This is a genomic window from Marseilla massiliensis (assembly GCF_023336985.1).
In the GTDB taxonomy this organism is placed as follows: domain Bacteria; phylum Bacteroidota; class Bacteroidia; order Bacteroidales; family Bacteroidaceae; genus Prevotella; species Prevotella intestinigallinarum.
In genome coordinates, this window is record NZ_JAMBLP010000001.1 from 283,457 (window position 1) to 300,512 (window position 17,056).

At 58.5% G+C, this 17,056-nt stretch carries 12 protein-coding genes; 8 read left to right on the forward strand and 4 right to left on the reverse strand.

Features of this window, described 5'->3' with window-relative positions; genetic code table 11:
* Positions 1-551: 551 nt before the first annotated feature.
* From M3089_RS01085 to M3089_RS01120, 8 genes are all read left to right on the forward strand, one after another.
* Positions 552-2,498, forward strand: a complete 1,947-nt coding sequence (locus M3089_RS01085; RefSeq protein WP_249081286.1) for an ABC-F family ATP-binding cassette domain-containing protein — start codon at positions 552-554, stop codon at positions 2,496-2,498.
* A 119-nt stretch (positions 2,499-2,617) separates the two neighbouring features.
* Positions 2,618-4,657 (forward strand): M13 family metallopeptidase, encoded by a 2,040-nt coding sequence (locus M3089_RS01090; protein WP_249081287.1) that lies wholly within the window; start codon positions 2,618-2,620, stop codon positions 4,655-4,657.
* A gap of 528 nt (positions 4,658-5,185) precedes the next feature.
* Positions 5,186-6,103, forward strand: coding sequence for a homoserine O-acetyltransferase MetA (metA, locus tag M3089_RS01095; RefSeq protein WP_205110284.1), 918 nt, complete (start codon positions 5,186-5,188; stop codon positions 6,101-6,103).
* Positions 6,103-7,965, forward strand: coding sequence for a peptidase U32 family protein (locus tag M3089_RS01100; protein ID WP_249081288.1), 1,863 nt, complete (start codon positions 6,103-6,105; stop codon positions 7,963-7,965). Before metA ends, M3089_RS01100 begins: the two co-directional genes overlap by 1 nt.
* Before the next feature lie 13 nt (positions 7,966-7,978).
* Positions 7,979-9,001 (forward strand): zinc ribbon domain-containing protein, encoded by a 1,023-nt coding sequence (locus M3089_RS01105; RefSeq protein ID WP_249081290.1) that lies wholly within the window; start codon positions 7,979-7,981, stop codon positions 8,999-9,001.
* 100 nt (positions 9,002-9,101) lie between these two features.
* Complete coding sequence (locus M3089_RS01110; RefSeq protein WP_249081291.1) at positions 9,102-11,486, forward strand: TonB-dependent receptor; 2,385 nt, start codon at positions 9,102-9,104, stop codon at positions 11,484-11,486.
* 455 nt (positions 11,487-11,941) lie between these two features.
* Positions 11,942-12,649 (forward strand): AlkZ-related protein, encoded by a 708-nt coding sequence (locus M3089_RS01115; RefSeq protein WP_249081292.1) that lies wholly within the window; start codon positions 11,942-11,944, stop codon positions 12,647-12,649.
* Positions 12,646-13,197, forward strand: coding sequence for a GNAT family N-acetyltransferase (locus M3089_RS01120; RefSeq protein ID WP_249081293.1), 552 nt, complete (start codon positions 12,646-12,648; stop codon positions 13,195-13,197). The genes M3089_RS01115 and M3089_RS01120 overlap by 4 nt, the downstream gene beginning before the upstream one ends.
* Positions 13,198-13,286: 89 nt before the next feature.
* Here the strand turns inward: M3089_RS01120 and phoU are convergent, their stop codons facing one another.
* Genes phoU through pstC form a run of 4 tightly spaced genes read right to left on the reverse strand, consistent with a single transcriptional unit; the run spans position 13,287 to position 16,874 of the window.
* A complete protein-coding gene (gene phoU, locus M3089_RS01125; protein ID WP_205110276.1) occupies positions 13,287-14,003 on the reverse strand; it encodes a phosphate signaling complex protein PhoU in 717 nt (238 codons plus the stop codon).
* A gap of 21 nt (positions 14,004-14,024) precedes the next feature.
* Positions 14,025-14,777: a phosphate ABC transporter ATP-binding protein PstB gene (gene pstB / locus M3089_RS01130; RefSeq protein WP_249081294.1), complete on the reverse strand. Its 753-nt coding sequence runs from the start codon at positions 14,775-14,777 to the stop codon at positions 14,025-14,027.
* A 19-nt stretch (positions 14,778-14,796) separates the two neighbouring features.
* Complete coding sequence (gene pstA / locus M3089_RS01135; RefSeq protein ID WP_249081295.1) at positions 14,797-15,684, reverse strand: phosphate ABC transporter permease PstA; 888 nt, start codon at positions 15,682-15,684, stop codon at positions 14,797-14,799.
* A 2-nt stretch (positions 15,685-15,686) separates the two neighbouring features.
* Complete coding sequence (gene pstC / locus M3089_RS01140; protein WP_249081296.1) at positions 15,687-16,874, reverse strand: phosphate ABC transporter permease subunit PstC; 1,188 nt, start codon at positions 16,872-16,874, stop codon at positions 15,687-15,689.
* Positions 16,875-17,056 lie beyond the last annotated feature (182 nt).

Below are 17,056 nucleotides of genomic sequence, written 5' to 3' on the forward strand. Positions count from 1 at the left end.
ATTGCAAAGCAATTTGCCTGTTTTTTTACCCATGTAGTGTTTATTTTACACTAATACAGAGGTTTTAACATGATTAAACTGTAATTCATGCGTACTTCTTCAATATTGTTCGTTATACCACAGTTGCAGGCCGCGGTCGCCGCCGGGGGCATGCCACAGCCTGGGTTTGTAAGTTTTTGTTACCGTTTAGTCATGGCTGAGCAATCCTCTGTGCCACAGGGCGTTATGTGGCGGTCTCCGTTACGTCGCGGTTCGGCCCCTTTCGCACTCCGATATGGGCCGTTTCGGCTTCTTGTTCGCTCCGGGTGGCGGCCTGCCTGGGGCTGCACGTCCGGCTTGCGCCTGTTTTGTTGCGATTTGTTACCACGGCAAACGGGCCTCCCGCCGGCATGCCTGCCGGTGGTGCAGACGGCCCCTGGCTGTGCCGCCTGCCGCCCCCGAAGTCACATAAAATCTTAATTATTGGCTCTAAATCCTTGATTTGCTTGTGTGATATGCAAAAAAAGAGTAATTTTGCACCTAACAGACGATTAAGGAGAAAAGAGATACAGATGATTTCCGTTGAAGGACTTAAGGTTGAGTTTGGTGTGAAGCCGCTGTTCAGCGATGTGAGTTTTGTCATCAACGAACGCGACCGTATAGCCCTTGTGGGCAAGAACGGAGCCGGCAAGTCAACCATGCTGAAGATTCTTTGTGGTATGCAGAAGCCCACCGATGGGGTGGTGGCTGTTCCCAACGACACCACAATAGGTTACCTGCCGCAGGTGATGAAGCTGCAGGACGACACCACCGTGATAGACGAGACGCGCAAGGCGTTTTCTTCTGTCACCAAGATGAGGGAGCGCGTCGATGCGCTCAACCGTGAGCTGTCGGAGCGCACCGATTACGAGAGCGACGACTACCTCAAGCTGGTCGAGCGGTTCACGGCCGAGCACGAGCGCTACATGATGCTCGGGGCCGAGAGTTGCGAGGCCGAGATGGAGCGTACGCTCATGGGACTGGGCTTTGCCCGCACCGACTTCGGCCGGCCCACGAGCGAGTTCAGCGGCGGTTGGCGCATGCGCATCGAGCTGGCCAAGATTCTGCTTGAGAAGCCCGACGTGCTTCTGCTCGACGAGCCCACCAACCATCTCGACATCGAGAGCATACAGTGGCTGGAGCAATTCCTGTCACAGAGTGCCAAGGCCGTGGTGCTGGTGAGCCACGACAGGGCATTCATCAACAACGTAACCAACCGCACACTCGAGATAAGCTGCGGCCGGGTGGTCGACTACAAGGTGAAGTACGACGAGTATGTCAAACTGCGCGCAGAGCGCCGGGAACAGCAGCTCAGGGCGTACGAGAACCAGCAGAAGGAGATTGCCGACATGAAAGAGTTCATAGAGCGCTTCCGTTACAAGCCCACCAAGGCCGTGCAGGTGCAGAGCCGCATCAAGCAGCTGGCCAAGATAGTGCCCATCGAAATCGACGAGGTTGACAATTCGGCCATGCACCTGAAGTTTCCGCCGTGCCTGCGCAGCGGCGACTACCCCGTGATATGCGACGGCGTGCGCAAGGACTACGGTGCGCACACCGTGTTCGACCACGTGACGCTCACAATAAAGCGCGGCGAGAAGGTGGCCTTCGTTGGCAAGAACGGCGAGGGCAAGTCGACGCTCGTCAAGTGCATAATGGGCGAGATACCCTTCACCGGCTCGCTGAAGATAGGCCACAACGTGCAGATAGGCTATTTCGCGCAGAACCAGGCGCAGCTGCTCGACGAGAGCCTCACCGTGTTCGACACCATCGACAGGGTGGCGCGGGGCGAGATACGGCTCAGGATAAAGAACATACTGGGCGCCTTCATGTTCGGGGGCGAGGCTTCCGACAAAAAAGTCAGCGTGCTGAGCGGTGGCGAGCGCAGCCGCCTGGCCATGATAAGGCTGCTGCTCGAGCCTGTCAACCTGCTCATCCTCGACGAGCCCACCAACCATCTCGACATGCAGTCGAAGGACGTGCTGAAGGAGGCCATCAAGGCTTTCGACGGCACGGCAATCATTGTCAGCCACGACCGCGAGTTCCTCGACGGCCTTGTGACAAAGGTCTACGAGTTTGGCGGGGGCCGTGTGCGCGAGCACCTGGGCGGCATCTACGACTTCCTGCGCGAGCGCAACATCGACAGCCTCGACGCCCTGGCTCCTTCGGCCGGCCGCCAGGCCGAGCCCGCTGCAGCCCCGGCGCAGCAAGAGAAGCCTGCCGAGGCGGCCAAGATGGACTACGCCGAGCGCAAGGAGGCCCAGAAGCGAATACGCAAGGCAGAGAGGGCCGTGCAGGAGTCTGAGGCGCGCATCGGCAAGATGGAGGCCCGCCTGAAGGAGCTCGACGACATATTGTGCCGTCCGGAGAATGCCTCCGACATGGCGCTCATATCCGAATACACGTCGGTAAAGAGAGACCTCGACGCCGAGGTTGAGCGGTGGGAGCGGCTGTCAGAAGAGCTCGAGTCGGTCAGCCAGTAGCCGGCCTTGGCGTTGGCCGGCCGCAGCCTCGATTCGCCGCGGGGCGTTGACGGCGACAGCCTGGGGCGGCGCTCAGACGCATCAGCATTGATACATTGTACAAACTAAAATATACAATTATGAGAATCAGAAGACTTATCCCAGCAGTAGCCTTTGCATCGATGTCCGTCGTGGCGTTGGCACAGGGCGACCTTAAGTCAGGCATCGACGTTGCCAACCTCGACCGGAGCGTCAGCCCGGCTGAGAATTTCTATGAGTTTGCCTGTGGCGGATGGATGAAGAGCCACCCGCTGCCCGCCGCTTATGCGCGTTACGGCAGCTTCGACCAGTTGGCCGAGAACAACGACAAGCGCATCAACACCATCCTCAACGAGCTCAAGAGCGGCTCGTTTGCCGCCGGCACCACCGAGCGCAAGCTGAGCGACCTCTACAAGCTCGCCATCGACTCGGTGAGGCGCAACAAGCTCGGGGTTGAGCCGGCCATGCCGGTGATACGCCAGATGGAGGCCGCCAAGACCGTAGGCGAGCTTTTCGCAATACAGCTTGAGCTTGCCCCCAAGGGCGACAGCGAGTTCATGGGCATGTATATAGGCGCCGACGAGAAGAATGCCGGCCACAACATACTCAACATTTCGCAGGGAGGCATAACACTCGGGCAGAAAGAGTATTACCTCGACACCGACTCCACCACGGCAGGCATACGCGAAGCCTACAAGAAGCACATCGTGCGCATGTTCCGTCTCTACGGTTTCACCGAGCAGCAGGCACAGAAGAAGATGCAGAACGTGATGAAGCTCGAGACCGAGCTGGCACGCCTGTCGAAGTCGACCACCGAGCTGCGCGACCCGCAGGCCAACTATCACAAGATGACCCTGGCCGACTTCAACGCCAAGTACCCCAACGTCAAGCTCGTGCAGGTGATGAACGCCACCGGCGTCAAGACCGAGTACATACAGGAACTCGTGGTGGGCCAGCCCGAGTTTGTGGCCGGGGCCGACAAGCTCATCGGCTCGCTCACTCCCGACGAATACCGCGATTACATGGAGTGGGGCCAGATAATGAGCTCTGCCAACTACCTGAGCGATGAAATCGTTGCGGCACAGTTCGACTTCTTCGGCAAGACCCTTACTGGCCGCAAGGAGAACTTCCCGCTGTGGAAGCGCGCAACCGGCCAGGTGGAAAGCATGATGGGGCAGGCCTTGGGCAAGATTTATGTAGACAAGTATTTCCCCGCATCGTCGAAAGAACGCATGAAGACGCTCGTGCACAACCTGCAGGTGGCACTTGGCGAGCGCATCAAGGCACAGAGCTGGATGAGCGACGTGACCAAGAAGAACGCGCTCGACAAGCTCGACGCTTTCTACGTAAAGATTGGCTATCCCGACAAGTGGATAGACATGACCGACCTGAACATCGACCCCTCGAAGTCGTACTACGAGAACATTGTAGAGTGCAACCGCTTCTGGACCAAGTGGAGCATTGACACCAAGGCAGGCAAGCCCGTCGACCGCGACGAGTGGTTCATGTACCCGCAGACGGTTAACGCATATTACAACCCGACCACCAACGAGATTTGCTTCCCCGCAGGCATACTCCAGCCGCCGTTCTTCGACCCAACTGCCGACGACGCTTTCAATTATGGTGCCATAGGCGTGGTGATTGGCCACGAGATGACCCACGGCTTCGACGATTCCGGACGCCACTACGACAAGGACGGAAACATGAAGGACTGGTGGACTGAGAGCGACGCCAAGAACTTCACCGAGCGCGCCGACAAGTACGCCGAGTTCTTCTCGGCCATCAAGGTGCTGCCCGACCTCAACGCCAACGGGCGCCTGACGCTGGGCGAGAACCTGGCCGACCACGGCGGACTGCAGGTGGCTTTCTATGCTTACAAGAATGCAACCAAGAACGCCCCGCTCAAGACCATCGACGGATTTACGCCCGACCAGCGCTTCTTCCTGGCCTACGCCGGGGTGTGGTCGGCCAACTCTACCGACGAAGACATACGCAACCGCACCAAGAGCGACCCGCACTCTATCAACAAGTGGCGTGTCAACGGGGCTTTGCCTCACATCGACATGTGGTACGACGCTTTCGGAGTGAAGCCGGGCGACAAGATGTTCATACCCAAGTCCGAGCGCCTCGAGCTGTGGTAATCTGTGCCGCAAGGCCACGTGACTGACCATTCAGGGCCGCCATTGGCATCAAAGCCGATGGCGGCCCTTGTTTTGTGCCTGCCCGAGGCGGCAGCCATGAAGCCCATGGGGCGTGGTGGTGGCCAAGGCGTGGCAAGGCTGTTTTTGTAAATCGCTTTTACCTAATGGTGCTTTTGCTGCAACAATCTGTCACTCAGAGTGTTGCGACGCCGGCCTTGAAGTGCCGCAACCGTGCCCGTTTCGGGTCGTGAAACGGGTCGTTCCGTCATGCCACATGGCCTGTTTTGCCATGCCACAAGGCCTTTTCCGGTGCGCGGGCTCACCATTGTAGCGTATTTTCAGCATCGCGGCAAAGTTGGTCTACGGCCGCCGGAGCATCGTTGGCCGCACGCCTTTGTGGGCCGCGGCCCGGCCTCGGGCGGCGTTGGGCCGTGGCTGCGCCGTGGCCCGTTGCTTCATTTCTGAATCCATAATTTTGTCTTCTCCATAAAAATGCTTATCTTTGTGGGGCTAAAATAGAATCACACAATGCCATTAAGACTACCAGACAAGCTGCCCGCAATAGAGCTGCTGAAGAAAGAGAACATATTTGTGATGGACAACACGCGGGCCACCACGCAGGACATCCGTCCGCTACGGATAGTCATACTGAATCTCATGCCGCTGAAGATAACCACCGAGACCGACCTCGTGAGGCTGTTGTCTAACACCCCCTTGCAGCTGGAGGTGAGCTTCATGAAGCTGAAGAGCCACACGCCGAAGAACACCCCGATAGAGCACATGATGATGTTCTACCGCGACTTCGAGGATATGGCAGGCGAGAAGTTTGACGGCATGATAGTGACCGGAGCCCCCGTGGAGACATACGACTACGAACAGGTGACCTATTGGGACGAGGTGAGCGGCATATTGCGATGGGCCCGCACCCACGTCACGTCGACGCTGTACATCTGCTGGGCTGCGCAGGCCGGGCTTTACTGCCACTACGGCATACCGAAATACCCGCTCGAGAAAAAGATGTTCGGCGTGTTCAGCCAGCGGCCGCTCGACCCGTTGCTGCCCATATTCCGCGGGTTCGACGACGTTTTCTACATGCCTCACAGCCGGCACACCGAGGTTAGGCGCGAGGACATACTGGCATGCCCGGGCCTGCAGCTCATTGCCGAGTCGCCGGAGTGCGGCGTAAGCATGGTCATGGCGCGCGGCGGCCGTGAGTTCTACATAACGGGCCACCTGGAGTATGCGCCCAACACGCTCGACACTGAGTACAGGCGCGACCGTGGCGTGCGCGACGACGTGGAGCTGCCGAGGCACTACTACGTAGGCGACAACCCCGACAACCCGCCCCTCGTCACCTGGAGGGCCCACGCCAACCTGCTCTACAGCAACTGGATAAACTATTACGTATACCAAGAGACGCCTTACGACATAAACCGGATTGAATAGTGACAACGCTCGAACTTCTTGCTCCGGCGCGCGACCTTGAGTGCGGCCGGGCAGCCATCGACCATGGGGCTGATGCCGTTTACATTGGGGCCGAGAGCTTCGGCGCACGCGCCGCTGCCGGCAACTCGGTGGACGACATAGCCGAGCTGTGCCGTTACGCCCACCGTTTCGGGGCTCGTGTATACGTGACGGTCAACACAATAATATACGACGGTGAGCTCGAGGCCACCAGACAGCTGCTCGGACAGCTCGACGCGGCAGGCGCCGACGCCATCCTCGTGCAGGACATGGCGGTGCTGGGCATGCTCCGCGGCGGGCGCATGGCCGCCCACGCAAGCACCCAGACCGACAACCGCACGGCAGAGAAAGTGGGCTGGCTGCGTGACATAGGGTTCAGCCGGGTGGTGCTGGCCCGCGAGCTGTCAGTGTCGGAGATTGCCGCCATACATGAGCGCGTGCCCGATGTAGAGCTCGAGGTGTTTGTGCACGGGGCGCTGTGCGTGAGCTACAGCGGTCAGTGCTATGCCTCGCAGCATTGCTTCGGGCGCTCGGCAAACAGGGGAGAGTGCGCACAGTTCTGCCGCCTTCGCTTTGACCTCGAGGACGCCGGCGGACGGGTGATTGAGCCAGGGCGCTATTTCCTGTCGCTGAAAGACATGTGCCGCCAAGGCTCTCTGGACGAGCTGGCCGAGGCGGGGGCAACGTCGTTCAAGATTGAAGGGCGGCTCAAAGACGCTGCCTACGTCAAGAATGTCACTGCCGCTTACAGCCGCCGGCTCGACGAGGTGATACGACGCCACCCCGGCAAGTATCGCAGGGCTTCGCTCGGCCACTGCTCTTATTCGTTCGACCCCGACCTGCGCAAGACCTTCAACCGTGGTTACACCACCTATTTCCTTGAAGGGTGCAAGGCCGACATGGCCTCGATGGACACGCCCAAGGCCAAGGGCGAGTTTGTTGGTCACGTCAAGGAGGTGCGCGGCGCGTCGTTCACGGTCTCAGGGCTGGCAGCGTTTGCCAATGGCGACGGCCTTTGCTTCGTGGCCGACGGCGGGCGGCTTGAGGGCTTCAGGGTTAACCGGGCCGACAACAACCGCCTTTTCCCACTGCGCATGCCTGCCGGGCTGCGCCCGGGCATGGCCCTCTACCGCAACAACGACCAGGAGTTTGAGCGGGTGCTCGGCCGGCAGAGCGCCGTAAGGAAGATAGCCATAACCATGAAACTGGAGGCAACGCCCACCGGCGTGGCCCTGACCGCCGCCATCGACGGCGGCCCTTCGGCGCGTGTCGAGGCCGCCGTAGACCACCAGGCCGCCATGCAAGACCAGCGCGAGAACATCGTAAGGCAGCTCACGAAGCTCGGCACCACGGTATACGAGTGCTCCGGCGTTGAACTGCCCGAAGGCTTCGACTGCTTCATACCCTCGAGCGTGCTGGCCAAGTTGCGCCGCAGCGCGGTCGAGGCCCTTGAGCAGAGCACCGTGGCGGGCATGATACCTGTGGGAGTCAGGCCTGCTGCCGTTGAGCCCGATGCCCCGCAGTGCGGCCGCTTCCAGTATCTTTATAACGTGGCCAACGCCGAGGCGGGCGCTTTCTATGCGGCCCACGGCGTGCCCGGGGTGGCCCCGTCGTTCGAGCAGGAGCCCGTAGGCGGGGCGTTGCTGATGCAGTGCCGCTATTGCATACGCCACGCGTTAGGCCACTGCGTGAGGCGCGGCGGCACCGACCCGCATTGGGAAGAACCGCTGTTTCTGGCCCTGCCTGACGGCAGGCGCTTCAGGCTGGAGTTCGATTGCAGCCGTTGCCAGATGAACGTTTATGCCGCCGAGGGTAGCGGCACGAAAGGAAGAAGACAACCATAAACCGATAGCAAGCATGGAAAAAGCCAAAAAGACAGTGGGCAAGTCGCCCGTAAATCTTGCCGCGGCGCTGCTGCCGTGGTTAGTGTTGCTGCTGTTTGCGCCCATGCTTTCGTCTTGTTACAATCAGTCGAGCGCCACGCCCGACGCCTGGGACCTGACCAAGCGGCAGATAGACTCAATCTCGTTTTCCACCACCCACCATTATTCGCAGAACTACAACTTCGTGGTCAAGGCCGACTCTTTGTGCCTGGTGTGCCAGGCTCCCGACGAGTTGCCATTCGATTCCGTCACGGTTTACAACGGCGACTACGTCGTTGTGGCCGACTTCATGACCATGCCCGGCGACACAATCGACTCGGTGTGGGTGAAGATTGCCCGCGACCAGATCACGCAGGGGTGGATACGGGAGCGTGCCATGCTGCCCGGCGTGGAGCCCGACAACTACATCTCGCAGTTCATCGACACATTCTCTGACGTCCATCTGCTGCTTTTCCTCGCCTTGGTGGTGTCGGTAGGCGCCGCCTACGGCCTCCGTTCGCTGTTCAAGCGCAATGCCATGATAGTGCATTTCCACGACATCGACTCGTTCTACCCGACGCTACTCACCCTCCTTGTGGCGGGGGCGGCCACGCTGTATGCGTCGATACAGTTGTTCGGGCCCGACTCGTGGCGCCATTTCTACTACCATCCGTCGCTCAACCCGTTTGCCCTTCCGCCACACCTCGGCCTGTTCATATCGCTTGTTTGGGCCATCATCATAGTGTCGCTGGCTGCCGTCGAGGAGATAGCACGGCAGCTCTCGTTTGTCGATACGCTGCTCTACCTGTGCGGACTGGCTGCGGTGTGCGCCATCGATTACGTGGTTTTCAGCATCTCGACGCTGTATTACGTGGGCTATCCGCTCTTTGTCGCGTATGCCATATTTGCCATACGCCGTTACTTCCGCAACACCCGCTGCCGCTACATCTGCGGCAATTGCGGTGCCAAGATGCTCGACAAGGGCGTCTGTCCGCACTGCGGCGCATACAACGAATGATGTTTTTGCGGGCCGGCAGCCCAAATCCATATAAATGAGGATTGCCGGGGTGGGCGTTATTGCCTACCTTTGCACACGCAAACAAGAAAACTTATATCAAATGATTAGAATGGCTTTGTGCGTCGTCGTGACCTCCGCAGCAACCCAGATGTGGGCTGCCGGTGGGGCGACAGACTTTTCAGGTGAGCGCGGTGGCGCTATGGTTGCCGTGCCGGTTGCATCAGTTGCGGCCGACACATCGCGAGTGGTAGACCTCGACGAGGTAGTAGTGGTGGCCCAACCGAAGGAAAACTTGCGGTTGAGGCGACAGCCGTTGAGCAGTACGGTGTTCACCGACAAGGAGATGCTGCGCCTCGGCGTGCATAGCCTAAGCCGCCTGTCATATTACGTCCCGTCGTTTGTCGTGCCGGCCTACGGCTCAAGGTTCACGTCGTCGATATACGTGCGGGGCATCGGTTCGCGCTCGGGCGACCCGGCGATGGGCGTATATTTCGACAACATACCGCTTGTAAACAAGAGCACATACAACCGTCACTTCTACATGCTCGACCGTGTTGACGTGCTGCGCGGGCCGCAGGGCACGCTCTACGGGATGAACACCGAGGGCGGAATAGTGCGAATGTATTCAAAGAACCCAATGAAATACCAGGGAACCGACGTCAGCGTGAGCATCGGCACGGGCATGGCGGCCACGACAGAGGTGGCCCACTACCACCGCCCGAGCAAGAACTTCGCCTTCTCGGCAGCCGCCTTCTACAGCGGGCAGCGCGGATTCTTCGACAATACAAACCTTGGCGAGAAAGCCGACCTGAGCAACGAGGCAGGCGGAAGGATGCGCTTTGTATTTACGCCCAACAGCCGCCTGACGTTCGACCTTACCTCCGACTACCAGTATGTCAACCAGAACGCGTTCCCGTATGGCGAGTACAACAGTGAGACTGGCGACTTTGCCGACCCCTCTACCACGTTTATGAACGGATACCGCAGGCAGATGGTGAACGCCGGGTTGAGCATCTCGTACAAGTGGGATGCACTGTTGCTGAGCCTGGCAACGGGCTACCAGTTCCTTGACGACATGATGCAGATGGACCAAGACTACCTGCCTGCCGACTACATGCGCCTGGAGCAGATGCAGAAGCTCAACGTGCTGACACAGGAGGTGACGCTGCGCAGTGCCGGCAACGGGCGGTGGCAGCACACCTCGGGCGCCTTCTTCAGCTACCAATGGCTGCACACCGACGGCCCGGTTTACTTCGGCGAGGCCATGAACAAGCAGATACTGTCGTCGATGGGCATGCCGCCCACGGTGGCATCGGCCATGACCCTGACCGACAACTACGTGCCGGGTGAGTTCAAGACGCCGCAGCTCAACGTGGGCGTTTACCACGAGTCGAACTTCAGCATTGCCGACAGGCTCATGCTCACGCTCGGCCTGAGATATGACCATCAGCGCGTCGAGATAAACTACGACTCATACTCACACTTCCTGCTCGGCCTCAACATGCCGCCGCGGCCGGCCGTGAGCAGCCACTTCCGCTCTGTAATGCAGGGCGGCACGGCAGAGAGCTACGACCAGTTGCTGCCCAAGTTTGCGCTGACATACAGGATAAGCGACGACGGCTCAAACGTCTATGCCACCGTGAGCAAGGGATTCCGCGCCGGAGGCTACAACCTTCAGATGTTCTCCGACATATTCAAGAGCGAGCAGAGCGCGCTCGGCATGAAGCTCATGCAGCTGATGAAGGGCGACATGACGCTGACGCACACCGACGCCGAGTACGACAACATAAACCGCACCATAACATACAAGCCCGAGGTGAGCTGGAACTATGAGCTCGGAGCGCACCTCAACCTCTTCGGAGGCAAGCTGCACGCCGACGCATCGGTGTACTACACGCGCATCAGCAACCAGCAGCTCTCGGTCATGGCAGGCAACTATGGCTACGGCCGCATGATGGTCAATGCCGGCAAGAGTAGCAGTTGCGGCGTAGAGCTCGCGCTGCGCGGCAAGGCGGCGGCCGACAGGCTTGCGTGGAGCGCCACCTACAGCTACACGCGCTCTACGTTCAGCCAGTATTCAGACAGCGTGAAGGCTGCCGACGGCTCGGGCAATGTGCTCCGCAACTACGAGGGCAACTGCGTGCCGTTTGTGCCCAAGCACACATTCAGCGTGGTGGCCGACTACAGCTTCATGCTCTCGCGCGACGGCTTTGTAAAGGCCATCACGGTGGGTGCCGACGTTGCCGGCAACGGCGAGACATACTGGGATGTGGCCAACGAGAACTCGCAGAAGTTCTACGCTCTGCTCGGTGCCCACGTGCAGTTCGACCTCGGCAAGGCAACCGTCAACATCTGGGGGCGCAACCTTACGGACACCAAGTACAACACATTTCTCGTAAACAGCTCCGTCGACCGCGTACAGCGCTCGTTTGCCCAGCGTGGCAATCCGCTGCAGGTCGGGCTTGACCTATCGATGCATTTCTAACGGCAGCATTGTGCCGGGCCGCCATCGGCCGTGATGCATCTCAGCTATGGCTGGCCGGTTCGGCCGGCAGCCTTAACCGTTTGGAAGACAATGATTTATGAGCGTGCGCCGTTTTGCTTAGCGAAACGGCGCATTTTATGATGCGAAACGGCCCGTATTGCAGTGCGATATGGGCCGTTTTGCGACCTCGCCTTGCAGCGGCCGTTGCCGGCGGGTAGCGGTGCTGTTGTCTGCATTGCGTGTGCCGGTAACGGGCCGGCACAGGGGCCGGTGCGGAAAATAATCGTTCCGCATGGTGGAAATGTCGCAAAAAATGGCTAACTTTGTGCGTCTGGCATAATGGCCGGGTGCAATCCGGCTGGCAGCGGGCTGCATGGTGGCTGACTGGCAGTTTGCCTTTCGGCGGCCGTGTTTCGGCGGCGGGTGGCAGGCATTAACTAAACAACGGCATCATCATGGTTGAGTCACAAGAACAACTCGAGTCGCTCATAGAAGAGTGGGGGTTTATGCCATTCTTCAAAAACGGCATAGAGGGCTTTTCTATAGAGGAGCAGGTGGCGCCCGACCTGCTGTTCGGCGAGCACGGCGAGCAGGGCGCATGGCAGTGGAAAGGCCCCATCATAAGCCATTGGCAGTGTGCCTATGGCAAGTTTTTCTGCGGAAAGGCTGGTTTTGTCAGCCTCAGGTGGCTGCCCGACTTCATCAACTGGCGGCGGTCGCTGTATCCAATAGACAGCATGGGCGCCGATGCCATCCACATACTCGACGTGCTTGTGGAGCATGAGTCGATGTTGTCGAAGCAACTGAAGGTGGCCAGCGGGTTCACCCTAAGCCGCAAGCGCACGCGGTTCAACCCCGACGACCCTGCCTCGCCCATAGAGAACAGACGCAACGGCACGGCTTTCGACTCGCTCATTGCGGCGTTGCAGATGGGCACCTACGTGTGCATAGCCGACTTCGAGTATCTTCTGTCGAAGAAAGGCGAGCCCTACGGGTGGGGCGTGGCGCGCTACTGCACCCCCGAGGCCATGTACGAGACCGACTGGGCTGAGGCAGCGGGCGGCCGTACACCGCGCCAGTCGTTCGACCTGATGGCGGCTCACATGGCAGGACTGTTCCCTGATGCAGGCAAGAAGAAGATAGAACGGATAATAGGCACATGAGCGGAGAAAGCATGATACGTGAAGTGAGGGTTGACAGCGATGCAGCCCTGATGCCGGAGTTACGCCGGCTGTACGAGACGGCGTTTCCTGTAGAGGAGCAGATACCTTACCCCGACTTGGTGAGGCTTCTGCCTGTCATGCCCATAGCCTATTCGGCATGGTATGCCGGCGACAGCTTTGTGGGGCTTACGCTGGTGTGCGAATGGCCCACGGCCAACTGGTTCTGGTATTTTGCCGTGGCCGACGGCATGCGCGGCAGGGGCTACGGCAGCATGGTGCTCAAGGCCGTCATGGCGCGTTATTCGGGCAGGGTGCTCGTGCTCGACATAGAGTCGCCGCGGCAGCAATGTGCCAACCTGGAGCAGAGGCGCCGCCGCCATGCGTTCTACCTGCGCCACGGTTTGCGCGACACGGGCTTGGAGCGCACCTTCAGCGGGGTGACATATACAATGCTGGCATCGGCAGACAGCGTTTTCACCGACAGCGACTACGAGCGCCTGCTGGCCGAACTGGGGCGCTGCTGGGAGGCCATGCCCCGGAAAGAATAGGCTCGCCCATGGCCCGGGCGCACAAAAGCCACACCCGCCGCCGACCCGGCAGGGGCCCGCGGCGGGTGTGGCGCTCATTGTGGCGGCGGTCAGTTCTGGCCTTCTTTCATGCGGCTGGCTATGGCCATCTGCATCTTTGTCTTGTCCGACGAGTGCTTGAGCACCTCGGCATCGATGTAGAACACAATCTCCTCGGCCAGGTTGGTGATGTGGTCGCCCGTGCGCTCGAGGCGCAGGAACACACCTTTGAAGTCTATGCAGAACGCCACCTTGTCGGGGTGTTCCTTTGCGTACTCGGCCAGGACGTCGGTAGCCGCGGCGTTGATTTCGTCGAGCAGGTTGTCTTTTTCAAACAGGCTGTTGGCCATTGAGATGTCTTCCTTCTCGAGGGCGAGCCTCGATGTGACCAGCATGTCGAGCACCCCGTCGACCATCTCTTGCAGCCTGATGCGCTTGAGCAGCTCTGGGTCGATGTGCTTGCCGTCCTGCTTGATGATGAACCTGGCAATGTTCTCGGCGAAATCGCCTATGCGTTCCAGGTCGGTGTTTATCTTGAGCATTGCCAGGGCGAAGCGCAGGTCGATGGCAACAGGGTTGTACAGCACCAGGAAGTCCTCTACGTCACAGTCCAGTTTCAGTTCGCTGGCGTTCACCCTCTTCTCCCTTATCAGCACATCCCACGCCTTCTCCTTCTCTGAGGTGGGTATGGCCTCGCACACGTTTCTCATCTGGTCGTAGACAAGAGTCCACATGTCCAGTATCTCCTTGCGTATCTTTACGAGTTCTTCGTCTACAAATTTTACCATAGCTTCAGTCTTTAAAAGTTATTATCCGAATCGTCCTGTGATGTAGTTTTGCGTTTCCTCCTTCGACGGGTTGGTGAAAATCTTGTTCGTGTTGTCGTATTCAATCAGCTGGCCGAGATAGAAGAACGCCGTCTTGTCGCTCACTCGCGTGGCCTGCTGCATGTTGTGCGTCACGATGATGATGGTATAGTCTTTTTTGATTTCGTGTATCAGCTCTTCCACTTTGGCCGTCGATATAGGGTCGAGTGCCGATGCTGGCTCGTCCATCAGCAGCACCGATGGCGACACGGCCATGGCCCTTGCTATGCAGAGCCGCTGCTGCTGCCCGCCGGAGAGAGCGTAGGCCGATTTCTTGAGCTTGTCTTTCACCTCGTCCCACAGGGCGGCCCCGCGCAGCGATTCCTCAACCCTTTCGGCAATGAACGCCTCGTCCTTGATGCCGTTGACGCGCAGTCCGTAGGCCACATTCTCGTAAATGCTCTTCGGGAATGGGTTGGGGCGCTGGAACACCATGCCCACATTCTTCCGCAGTTCGTCGACGTTGACAGAGCGGTCGTATATGTTTTGTCCGTCGATGGTGATCTGCCCGTCAAGCCTTGTGTCGGGTATCAGGTCGTTCATGCGGTTGAACAGCCTTAGGAAAGTGGACTTGCCGCATCCTGACGGGCCGATGAAAGCCACTACCTCATGCTCTTTGATGCTCATGTTGATGTCCTTCAGGGCATGGAAAGAGCCGTAGTGGAAGTCGACGTGTTGTGCTTCAATCTTACTCATAAGTCGGTTCTATGTTGTATTAATTCGTTTTCAGCTTGTTTTGGAAATAGTTGCGGAGCGCGTTTGCCAGCAGGTTTACAAAGAGAATGATGATCACCAGCACCAGCGCCGTGCCGTAGGCTATTGGTATTTGCTTGTCCATGTCGGTGCCACTCGTGGCCAGCACGTACAGGTGATAGGGCAGAGCCATGCACTGGTCGAACACGCTCTCGGGCAGTTGCGGCAGGAAGTAGGCCGCGCATGTGAACAGGATAGGGGCCGTTTCGCCCGACACACGCCCGAGGGCAAGTATTAGTCCGGTAATGATGTTGGGCATTCCCATGGGTAGTATGACGTGCCATATTGTCTGGAGCTTGGTGGCGCCAAGCGCAAGGCTACCCTCCCTGAAGCTGTTGGGGATGGCCTTGAGGGCCTCTTCGGTGGTTCGTATCACCAGCGGCAGGGCCAGGAGGCCGAGCGTGAGCGAGCCTGCGAGGATGCTGTCGCCAAAGCCGAAGAAGTTGACAAAGAGCGACATGCCGAACAGACCGAACACTATCGAAGGTATGCCGGCCAGGTTGTTGGTCATCATCCTGATGAACTTGACAATCTTTCCGTGCGATGCGTATTCGTTCATGTATATTCCGCTCATGATGCCGAGGGGGAAAGCGAAGAGCGCACTGCCCACCATCAGGTAGAACGTTCCCACTATTGCCGGCCAAATGCCGCCTCCTTTCATGCCGTCGGTGGGCGGAGTGGTGATGAAGTCCCAGTTGAGCACCCTTGCCCCCTTAATGATGATGAAGGCCAGAATGATGAAAAGTATGGTGACGATGACCCCGCTCAGTATCCTGAACGTGGTGAAGGCCACGTTTTGTGCGAGCATCTTGCGTGCGTGGTTGTTTACGCTTATGTTCTTGTTGTCCATGATTACTTGTTTTTGGATGAAATGTATTCAACGCTCGAGTTGATGATCAGCGTGATGAAGAAGAGCACCACGCCGAGCAAGAACAGCGACTGGTAGTGTGGCCCGCCGGCCGGTGCCTCGCCCAGTTCGGCCGCTATGGTGGCCGGTATGGTGCGCAGCGGGTCGGTGATTGACAGCGGGATGACCGCCGCGTTGCCCGTAACCATGAGCACGGCCATGGTCTCTCCGAAGGCCCTGCCTATGCCCAGGACCACTGCCGAGGTTATCCCTGAGATGGAATACGGCATCACCACCTTATATATAGTCTGCCATTTCGAGGCGCCGAGAGCCAGGCTTGCCTCTCTCTGCGAGCGCGGGCAGTTCTGCATGGCGTCCTGGCTCACGGTGATGATGGTGGGCAGCGCCATGATGGCCAGTACGATAGCTCCGGCCAGTCCGCTCTCGCCCACAGGCAGCCCGAACACATCTTGCAGCAGCGGCACGACCACGATGAGCCCGAAGAAGCCGTAGACAACCGACGGAATGCCGTTGAGCAGCTCTATGACGGGCTTCAGTATGGCGCGCATCCTGGCCGAAGACACCTCAGACATATATATGGCCACAGACAGTCCGAAAGGCAATGCGAAGAGAATGGCGAACACAGTCACCCACACGGTTCCGAGTATCAGGGGCATGAATCCGAACTGGGCTGCGGGCGTGGCCGTCGGAAACCATTCGTTGCCTCCGAACACTTCGCCGGCAGATATAGTGTGGTCTTTAAGCCGCTTTCCGCTGAATCCGTCGCCGCCGGCAAACTCTTCGGGCACGAAGGCCACTATGCCGGGGTTCTTCTCTACCAGCGAGTTGATGCAGGACGTGGCGTTCTCATAGTTCGGGCCGAGCTCCTCTTCGCTGAAATACTTCTGCATGTCTTCGAAGCGGAACACCATTATTGGCCCCGGCTTGCCGCCTACCTCCTCCCAGTTGGTGACGTCCTCATCGAACACTTCCTTGATTTGCTTTGCGTTAAGCTCCTCAACGGGGTTGCTCTTGTTCACAACTAGCGTGTAGCCCTCCTCTATAGTCTTTTGTGAGAAAAGCCCCAGGCCTTCAGAGAAAAGGAAGACCACGATGAGCAGAATCACCACGCTGGTGAGGAATCCGCTGCAGGTGATAATTCCGCTGATAATTTTCTCAAATACCTTTTTCATTGTTTTGTATTGCCGTTTACTTCATTCGGCCGCAAAAGTAGGCATGGCAAATGAACAAACAATGACACGGAGGTTACAATTGTGTTACATGTGGGGCGGCGCGAGGGTTGTAATGCAATTGTAACACATGTGTATATTCGCCGTAACATATTAGTTGTTATTTCGCGGCGTAAACGAAACAA